The following is an 8,677-nucleotide window of genomic DNA, read 5'->3' on the forward strand; positions in this document are numbered from 1 at the left end:
GTAGGAGCGGCCTTGTGTCGCGATGGGCTGCAAAGCAGCCCCAGAGGTTATAATGCCGGCTCATTCAAAACCGGTACCCCCATGTCCTCCCTCGCTACCGCCCTCGCTTCCTGCGACATGCTCCTGATCGACGGCCTGCACGCCTTCGATTTCACCTGCGACGAATCCGGCCTGACCATCGAATGCATGGATGGCCGCCAACACCGCCGCTGGTCCTTCACCCCCGAGCAGCTCGCTGCCGCTGTCGGCGCCGGTGATGAGTGGCAACTCAACGATGCCCAGGGCGAGCATCGTCTAGTCTGTATGAGTGCCTTTCGCGCCCCGGATGAAGACGACGATGAACCGGATCTGGACGAGCCTGCTGACCGCTAGCCTGATGAGCCTGACTATCACCGCCCACGCTGCCACCTTGCTGGTGGGCAGCTACACCGATGGCCAGAGCCAAGGCATCTATCGCTACCCGTTCGACAGCAAGGCGGGGAAAATCGACCCCACGCCACAGCAGGTGGTCAAGAGCGTCAGCCCGTCATGGCTGGTGCTGTCAGCCGACCAGCGCCAGTTGTTCACTGTCAATGAAACCCCCAATGGCCATGTCAGCAGTTTCAGCGTCAGCGCCAACGGCGAGATCACGCCACTGAACCAAGTGAGCAGCCGTGGGGATGAGCCCACCCACGCCAGCCTCAGCCGCGACCAGCGTTACCTGTTCGTCGCCAACTACGCCGTCGCCCCCGCCCCGGGTGGCAGCCTGGTGGTGATTCCGGTGGCCAAGGACGGCAAGCTCAAGGAGGTGATCCAGCAGCTGCGGCACAAGCCCAGTGGCGTCAACCCCGAGCGGCAGGCCGGGGCCCATGTGCACTCGCTGGTGCTGTCCCCGGATGGCCAGCACCTGTACGCCTGCGACCTGGGAGCCGACAAGGTGTTCATCTATCGCTATGACGGCGCCAGCGTCGATCACCCGCTGACCCCTGCAATCCCGGCGTCGGTGGACCTGCCGCCTGGCAGCGGGCCGCGTCATCTGCTGTTCGATGCCAAGGGCCGGCATGCCTACCTGACACTGGAGATGAGTGGCGAAGTGGTGATGTTCGACGTCAAGGACGATGCCTTGCTGGAGCGTCAGCGCCTGCCGCTTACCGAACAGCAGGATGCCGCCGCCAAGGCCTCGGGTGGCCTGCATCTGTCGGCGGACGGGCGCTTCCTGTATGTCAGCAACCGCGGCACGGCGAACGAGATCGTGGTGTTCCGCGTGGGCAAGGACGATGGCCAGCTGACCTTCCTGCAACGCCGTTCGGTGGAAGGCGACCACCCGCGCGAATTCGCCCTGGACCCGAGCGACAACTTCCTGCTGGTGGCCAACCAGAAAAGCAACCAGATCGTGGTCATGCGCCGCGACCCGCGCAGTGGCAAGCTCGGCGAGACAGTGCAGACCTTCACTCAGGATGCGCCTTCGGACCTCAAGTTCATCGAGTGAGGTTCGCTGGAGGGACTATCGATACGGGTAATAATCCTTACCAGCGCAATGAATTTCTGCGGGCGACCTCGGCGGCGTAAGTTTGACCCAAGGCCCAAGCGGCTGAACGTCAAACCACTCAAGTCGAGGTCAGCCACCATGAACTTCAATCTCTTCCCCGTGATTGCCGCATCCGCCATTTCCGCTTCCGTCGTGCTGCCGACCCATGCCCATGCAGACAGCAGCAAGCCCACGGCCACCCACAGCTACACCGAGCAGTACCTGCGCCAGAGCGCCAACTTCCATGCGGCGCTGAGTGGTAAGCACAGCCACTAATCCCGGCCTGACTCGGACCCTGTGGGAGCGGGTTTACCCGCGAACACCGGCGAAGCCGGTGCCATCCACCGTGGTGGCTTCTTCGCGAGCGGGTAAACCCGCTCCCACAGGGGCCGTGACATGCCTGAAGAAGATGCTTAGCGAGCCATCATCGACTTGAACAGCTCCGACGCCAACCACCCCTCCAGCCAGCTCCGCAGCCGCGGATAAGCTGCCTCGGCGAACCACTGCGGTTCGACCCCGGCAAACTGGCGCATCAGGGGCAACAGGGCGGCATCGGCCAGGCTCGGGTGGGCGGCCAGCAAGTACGGCCGGCCTTCGAGCAACTGCTCAAGCTCTGCCAACCAGGCTTCAGCCTGTTGGCGATAGTGCTCGCGTGAATGTTCGGGGTAACGCTCGGCATACTTGTACAGGTTCACCTGCGCCTTGAACGTGCTGTCGTTGCGGGCCACCAGGGCTTCGGCGTGCTGTGCGGCGGCCGGGTCTGCCTGCAGGCGCCAGTCCTGCGGGTCGTGCTGTTCAAGCGCCCAGCGCATGATGTCCAGGCTCTCTTCCAGCACGTCGGCACCGGTATCCAGCACCGGTACCGTACCCTTGGGCGACAAGGCCAGCAGTTCTGCCGGCTTGTTCTTCATCGCCACCTCGACGATTTCCACCGCACAGCCGGCATAGCGCAACGCCAGGCGGGCGCGCATTGCCCATGGGCAGCGGCGGAACGAGTAGAGGATCACCCGCACACCTCCACGTCGCTCAAGCCATTGCCCTGGCGGCGTACCTGGATCTGCACCGGGATGCGCTCATGCATTTCCTGCACGTGGGAGATCACCGCGACCTTGCGGCCCTGCGCTTGCAGGCCGTCCAGGGCATCCATGGCCAGTTGCAGCGATTCTGGGTCGAGGCTGCCGAACCCTTCATCGATGAACAGCGACTCGATGCGCAAGGTGCTTGAGGCCATCGACGCCAGGCCCAGGGCCAATGCCAGCGAGACCAGGAAAGTTTCACCGCCGGACAGCGAGTGCACCGAGCGCAGTTCGTCACCCATTTCGGTGTCCAGCACCAGCAGGCCCAAGGCGCTGCCACCGCGCTTGAGGCGATAGCGACGCGCCAGTTGGCGCAGTTGGGCGTTGGCGTGGTGCAGCAGCAGGTCGAGGTTGTAGCCTTGGGCGATCTTGCGGAACACGTCACCCGAGGCCGAGCCGATCAGTGCATTCAGCCGCGCCCAGCGCTGCCATTGCTGGTAGGCCTGTTCGATCTCCCCGCTCAGGGCCTGGCTCGCCTGCTGGCGGCGCTGGTCGTCGGCCTGCTGTGCGCGCAGTTCGGCGCATTGCTGTTCATGGCCAGTCAGCCGCTCGCGCAGCTCGGCCAGTGTTTGCTCAAGGTCTTCGACCGAAGCCTCGACGCTCATCAGTGCGGCGTGTTGCTGCAGGCGCTGCGCGCGTTCCTGGAGCAGCACGCGGCTCTGTTCGATAGCCATCTCGGCGCTTTGCAAGCGCTGGCGCAGCGCGTTCAGCTGGGTATCGTCGATGGCCAGCAGACGATCCAACCCGGCGTCGTCCAGCTCTGGATGCTCGGCGCGCCACTGGGCAATGTCGCCTTGCAGCTGCTGGCACTCATGCTCCAGTGCCTGCTGCTGCTGGGTATTGGCCTTGAGTTCGCTGGCCAGTTGCACGCCCTGGGTGCGCAGGTCTTGCAGCTGCTGGGCAGTGTCTGCATCTGCGGCACGGGCCTGCGCAAGCTGGTTGTCCATATGCTGCTGCCAGGCTTCGGCGCTGGCCTGCTCGCCGAGCAGCTCGGCCAGCGCGCCCTGGGCTTGCTGGCGCTGCGTGTCGAGTGCAGCGAGCTGTTGCTGCGCATGCGCCAGGGTCTGCACGCGCGCTTGTTGCTGGTCACGCAGCTTGTCCAGTTGCAGCTGGCGCGCCTGCTGTTCTTCCTGCTCGTCCTTGCGCTGTTCCAGTTGCTGCAGCCGCTGGGCGATCTGCTGGTCGAGGGCGAGGAAAGCATTGGCCGGGTCATCGCCAAGCGCTTTGAGTACCTCGCCCGGGAGTACATTGGCCAGGTCATTGAGACCTTGTTCCAGTTGCTGCTCATCATTGGCCAGCGCCTGGTGTTGCTGGTCGAGATGACGCTGGGCTTGCTGCTGGGCATCCTGCGCCGCCTGCAGTTGCTGGTTGAGGCGAGCGGCATCCTTCTGCAGGGCGAGCAGGGCACTCTGGCGTTTCTCGTCCTTGCCGATTTCTTCGTCCAGGCGCCGCAGCTGGCTGTCGAGCCAGGCACTGCGGGCCTTGTCATCCTGCGGGGCGAGGGCGGGCCAGAGGCTGTGCGCCTGCACCTGTGCCACCAGCGGCTGCAGCTGCTCGCCCAAGTGCTGCTGTTGCTGCTGGTAGTCCTTGAGCTGGGCATTGACCACGCCGAGCTCGGTGCGCAGTTCGACCAGCTTGCCGTTGAGGGTTTCGACCTGTTTCTGCGCCGCGTCCTCCTCGGCCTGGTCATGGCGACCGAGGCTCTGCAACAGTGCTTCGGGTTGATGGAACGGGTGTTCGGCGCTGCCGCAGACCGGGCAGGGCTCGCCATCGCGTAACTGGCCGCGCAGTTCTTCAACGCTGGTGTTGCGCGCCAGGCGCTGGCGTTGCAGCAATTGGCGGGTGAGGTTGAGCGCCTGTTCGGCGGCTTCCAGTTCAGCCTTGGCCGCAGTCCCTTCGCCGATCAGTTGCTGGCGTTGCTGCATGGCTTGCTGCTGGCGCTCACGCAGGGCATCGAGCTGCTGGCGCAGTTCCAGTTCGCGGCCGTGCAGGCGTGACAGCTCCTCGACGGCGCGTTGCTGTTTGCGGTTGTCCTGCAGCATGTTGCCGAGCAAGTCGATCTGCTCGGCCAGGGCCTGGGGCTCAGCCTTGGCTTCGCGGAACAGCAGCTCGAAGTGGTCGCGCTGGGCCTGCAGCTGGGCATTGGCCTGGCTGGCCTGGGCCTGCAGGCCTGGCAGCTCTTCACGCCCTTTGGCCAGGCGGCCACCGATCAGCATCACTTGCTTGAGTTGCGGCAGGTAGGCCTGCCAGGCATTGGCCAGGCTGGCCAGGTGCTGGCTGTCGGCCAGGGCGGTGTCGATCTGGGCCAGTTGCTGCTGGCTGCGCTGCTGGTGTTGTTCCGTTTGCTGTAGTTGCTTCTGACCTTCGGCAACTTGCTGTTCGGCTTGCTGACAGGCCGTTTGCTGTTCCAGCTGTTGCTGTTCGAGGCGCGCCAGGTTGTCCTGGCCGGCGAAGGCCTGGCGCAGGCGCGGCGCATTTTCGCTGTGCAGGGTCTGGCTTTGTGCCAAGGCTTCACGAGTTGCCAGCAGCGCCTGTTCCAGCGCTGCGGTGCGCGTTTGCAATGCGTCTTGCTGGCGCTGTTGCTCGGCGATCTGCGCCGCGACGGGTGCCAGTTGCGCGGCGAGCATCTGCTGGCGGTGGAACTGGTGGCGCTGCGGCGCCAGGCGTTCCAGGCGCTGCAGGTCGAGGCGTTGCTCGGCCAGTTGCTGCCATTCCTGTTCGGCGGCTTGCAGGGCGGCGCCGGCTTCGCCGTGCTGGGTTTGCAGCTGGCGTTGTTCATTGAGCCAGTTGCGCTGCTGCTCCAGCTGGCGCTCGCCGGCCTGGTCGGCCTTGAACTGCTGCAACGCCAGCTCGAGGCGCTGGTCGAGCTCGGCGCGGGCCTCGCTGGCCATTGGCAGCAAGTGGCTGGCGCGCTCCTTGAGGGTATTGTGGGCTTCGGCAGTTTCCCGCGCCTTGCTGAACGCGCGCTGGCCGAGGCGGGTGTAGATGGCGGTGTTGGTGAGCTTTTCCAGCAGCTCGCTGCGCTCTTTGTCGTCGGCCTTGAGGAAGGCGCCGAACTCGCTCTGGGCCAGCATCACCGCACGGGTGAACTGCTCGAAATTCAAGCCCAGGCGGGCTTCGATCAGTTGCTTGTATTCGTTCTTGCTGCTGCCCAGCATTTGCTCGCTGTCCAGGTCATACAGGCTCTGGCGGCTCAATTGCAGCTTGCCGTTGGCCTTGTCGCGGGCGCGGTTGGCTTCCCAGCGGGCGCGGTAGCGGTGGCCGTCGATGCCGACGAAATCGACTTCGGCAAAACCGCTGCCGGTGCCGCGGCGCAGCAGGTTGCGCGGGTCGGACGTGGGAATTTCACCGTCGGCGTCCGGCACTTTGGCTTCGCGGCCGATGTCGTTCAAACGCGGCACGGTGCCGAACAGGGCCAGGCACAAGGCGTCTAGCAGCGTGCTCTTACCGGCGCCGGTCGGCCCGGTGATGGCGAACAGGCCGGCGCTGGCCAAGGGTTCGGCGGTGAAGTCGATGTCGACCGGGCCGGCCAGGGATGCCAGGTTCTTCAGGCGGATGGCGAGAATCTTCATGGCTGTTCCTCTTCCAGCTGAACGTCCTGCAGCAGCAGGGCGAAGTCGGCCAGGGCCTGTTCGTCGACGGGGTTGCCGTAGGCCTGTTCCCAGGCACGGCTGAACAGGTCCTGAGGGGTCATTTGCGACAGCTCGACGAATGCCAGGTCATCGTCTTCGCCACGGCCAGCGCCGGCATACTCGGCGCTGATGCGGATCAACCGCACCGCCTTGCCATGCAGGGCGGCTTCGATCTGCTGGCGCAGGTCCGGTTGCGGTTCGTCCAGGTGTACCCGCACCTCCAGCCAAGGCTGGCGGTTAGGGTCTTCGAGCAGGTCGATCACGGGCAGCTCGGCCAGTTGCTCGAGCAGTTCGCCCAGCGGCGCCGGGCCGACCCGCTGCAGGGCCACCGCACGCGGTACCGGGCGAGGCTCGACGCTGACCAGCTCGCTGCCATCGAGCTCGACTTCCAGCACCTGGTGCGGGTAGTTGATTTCGGCGAACGACAGCGGGATCGGCGAGCCACTGTAGCGGATGCGGCTTTCGCGGTTGACCTTCTGCGGCTTGTGCAGGTGACCGAGCGCCACGTAGCTGATCGACTTGTCGAACAGCTTGGCCGGCAAGGCCTCGGCATTGCCGATGATCAGGCTGCGCTCGGAGTCTTCGGACACCGCGCCCCCGGCCATGTGCGCATGGCTGATGGCGATCAGCGCCTGGTCCTTCTTGCGCTTTTTCTGCGCCGCGCCAATCAACTGCTGATGCACCTGGGTGATGCCCTGCAGGTAGTCGTCACCCAGCTGCGGGCCGGTCACTTCGGCCGGGCGCAGGAAGGGCAGGGCCAGGCACCAGGCGGCGACCTTGCCACGGCCGTTGGTCAGCGGAATGAGCAGGCGCTCGGCATCCAGCTGGCCTTCGTCGAGCCAGTGCACCCGGCCCAGCGCGTGGGTGCGCAGGCGGCGCATGAGCGCGGCGGGCAGCTCGATGCGCGAGCCGGAGTCGTGGTTGCCGGCGATCATCACGATATCCAGCTTCGGCTGCTGCTCGTGGGCCTGGACGATGAAGTCGTAGAGCCGCTCCTGGGCTTTGACCGGCGGGTTGACCGTGTCGAAGATGTCGCCAGCGATCAGCAGCGCATCCGGCTGGCGCAGGCGCAGCTGGCCGAGCAGCCAGTCGAGGAAGCAGGCGTGTTCGAAGTCGCGTTCCTGGCCGTGCAGGCTTTGGCCCAGGTGCCAGTCGGAGGTGTGAAACAGACGCATGGATGACCTGTTGGTGTCGAGTCAGCAAGCCGGGGGGCTTGGCGTGAATGATGGGCTTCGCGGAGCCGGGTATGGTAACCCAACCCCGGGTTACACGGCAGTCACGCCTTTATGGCAGCGCCAAACCAGGCGTTTTGCCCATTCCGTGATCCGGTTCGCGCTCTGCCGGCATTTCTGGAGTTGCTGGCAAGCCAATGCTGACCTACCTTCCGAACCGGCCAAGTTCATGGCCATTTAACACCCACGGACGATCATCACGGAGCTCCCCATGGAAGGTATCCCGCAATCCCAATCCACCGCTGGCAACCTCAAGCCTAAATGGCAAGAGCGTTTCGCCTTCTTCGATCAGTACGGCGCCCCGACTTCAGCGTCTTACAAAGCTGCTTTCCGCGCCTTGCCATTTCGCAAGAAGCTGCTGATCAACAATAACTTCATCGGCTTTTTCTTTGGCCCGATCTACTGGTTCGTGCTGGGGTTGTGGAAGAAGAACCTGGTCATGCTGGCGATCATGATTGCCCTTGGGTTGCTGCTGGGCGTCGTCGAGGCGGTGACCGGGAGTGAGATCCCGCGGCCGGTGGATAACGGGCTCAGCATGGCGTTTGCATTTCTTTATAGTTTCCTGAGCAACCGGGCTTACTACCTGAAGCAGACCAAAGGGCTGAATGGCTGGAACCCGTTTGAGGGACAGCGGGTTATCTGAGTTTTTGCTTGCGGCAGGGGCCCCAGGTGTATGACTGAAGATCCGAAGGCATACACCTCTCAGCCACACCCTTCACTTCGTGCAGGACGCGAACGGCCTTGGGCATATTGTGGTTCGCGTCCTACAAACTATGCCTTCGCATTGAACATTTCGTTTGTTGACGGTCTATGACCGAAGGCCTAGCTTCCGGTTTTCGAACCTCAAAGACGCGTAAGCAACAACGCTCAAGGATCTGACTGAGCGAGCCAGTGGCCCAGAGCCTTGGGCGCGTTGGTCGGGCACTTGGTACTGGCGCGGCGTTAAGTTGCCTCTGATGTGTATCGTCAGTAAATGGAGAACTTTTCAATGGACCTGACCTTCGGCACCCCGCTTTCGCAAAGCGGCCGCCTGCTGCAGCTGACCACCCCGTTGGGTGCCGATCAGCTGCAGGCCCTGCGCGCCCACGGCGTCGAGCGCATCGGCCGCACCCCGCGCTACACCCTCGACGTGCTGGTGCAGGACACCGAGTACGACCCGGAAAAACTCATCGGCCAACCCGTCAGCCTCGCCCTGCTCTGCGACGACGGCAGCCAGGCCCCGCGCCATGG

7 protein-coding genes and 1 pseudogene are annotated in these 8,677 nt (G+C 64.3%); 5 read left to right on the forward strand and 3 right to left on the reverse strand.

Features of this window, described 5'->3' with window-relative positions:
- Positions 1–81 precede the first annotated feature (81 nt).
- The 3 genes from H040_RS26005 (at position 82) to H040_RS27555 (ending at position 1,783) form a co-directional block, all read left to right on the forward strand.
- Positions 82–372, forward strand: coding sequence for a DUF5629 family protein (locus tag H040_RS26005; protein ID WP_027919125.1), 291 nt, complete (start codon positions 82–84; stop codon positions 370–372).
- The gene (locus H040_RS26010) at positions 338–1,468 is read left to right on the forward strand and encodes a lactonase family protein (RefSeq protein WP_027919124.1); all 1,131 of its coding nucleotides are present in this window, start codon (positions 338–340) and stop codon (positions 1,466–1,468) included. Before H040_RS26005 ends, H040_RS26010 begins: the two co-directional genes overlap by 35 nt.
- A 138-nt stretch (positions 1,469–1,606) precedes the next feature.
- Entirely contained in the window at positions 1,607–1,783 is a 177-nt protein-coding gene (locus H040_RS27555) for a hypothetical protein (protein WP_177326699.1), read from the forward strand.
- 137 nt (positions 1,784–1,920) lie between these two features.
- Here the strand turns inward: H040_RS27555 and H040_RS26020 are convergent, their stop codons facing one another.
- Genes H040_RS26020 through H040_RS26030 form a run of 3 tightly spaced genes read right to left on the reverse strand, consistent with a single transcriptional unit; the run spans position 1,921 to position 7,390 of the window.
- The gene (locus tag H040_RS26020) at positions 1,921–2,514 is read right to left on the reverse strand and encodes a glutathione S-transferase (RefSeq protein WP_027919123.1); all 594 of its coding nucleotides are present in this window, start codon (positions 2,512–2,514) and stop codon (positions 1,921–1,923) included.
- On the reverse strand, positions 2,511–6,155 hold the full coding sequence (locus H040_RS26025) for an AAA family ATPase (protein WP_027919122.1): 3,645 nt from the start codon (positions 6,153–6,155) through the stop codon (positions 2,511–2,513). The genes H040_RS26020 and H040_RS26025 overlap by 4 nt, the downstream gene beginning before the upstream one ends.
- The gene (locus H040_RS26030) at positions 6,152–7,390 is read right to left on the reverse strand and encodes an exonuclease SbcCD subunit D C-terminal domain-containing protein (protein ID WP_027919121.1); all 1,239 of its coding nucleotides are present in this window, start codon (positions 7,388–7,390) and stop codon (positions 6,152–6,154) included. Before H040_RS26030 ends, H040_RS26025 begins: the two co-directional genes overlap by 4 nt.
- 268 nt (positions 7,391–7,658) lie before the next feature.
- Here H040_RS26030 and H040_RS26035 point away from each other — a divergent pair, with 268 nt between their 5' ends.
- A complete protein-coding gene (locus H040_RS26035) occupies positions 7,659–8,090 on the forward strand; it encodes a DUF2628 domain-containing protein (RefSeq protein ID WP_027919120.1) in 432 nt (143 codons plus the stop codon).
- A 345-nt stretch (positions 8,091–8,435) separates the two neighbouring features.
- Positions 8,436–8,677 (forward strand): annotated as a pseudogene (locus tag H040_RS26040) (hypothetical protein); the annotation flags it as partial.

It is taken from the genome of Pseudomonas sp. URMO17WK12:I7 (assembly GCF_003269045.1).
Classification (GTDB): domain Bacteria; phylum Pseudomonadota; class Gammaproteobacteria; order Pseudomonadales; family Pseudomonadaceae; genus Aquipseudomonas; species Aquipseudomonas putida_J.

What these genes read in the sequence shown, in the direction of transcription:
- H040_RS26030 (WP_027919121.1), bottom strand. Translation starts at nt 7,390, where the DNA reads ATGCGTCTGTTTCACACCTCCGACTGGCACCTGGGCCAAAGCCTGCAC.
- H040_RS26005 (WP_027919125.1), top strand. Translation starts at nt 82, where the DNA reads ATGTCCTCCCTCGCTACCGCCCTCGCTTCCTGCGACATGCTCCTGATC.
- H040_RS26025 (WP_027919122.1), bottom strand. Translation starts at nt 6,155, where the DNA reads ATGAAGATTCTCGCCATCCGCCTGAAGAACCTGGCATCCCTGGCCGGC.
- H040_RS26010 (WP_027919124.1), top strand. Translation starts at nt 338, where the DNA reads ATGAACCGGATCTGGACGAGCCTGCTGACCGCTAGCCTGATGAGCCTG.
- H040_RS26035 (WP_027919120.1), top strand. Translation starts at nt 7,659, where the DNA reads ATGGAAGGTATCCCGCAATCCCAATCCACCGCTGGCAACCTCAAGCCT.
- H040_RS27555 (WP_177326699.1), top strand. Translation starts at nt 1,607, where the DNA reads ATGAACTTCAATCTCTTCCCCGTGATTGCCGCATCCGCCATTTCCGCT.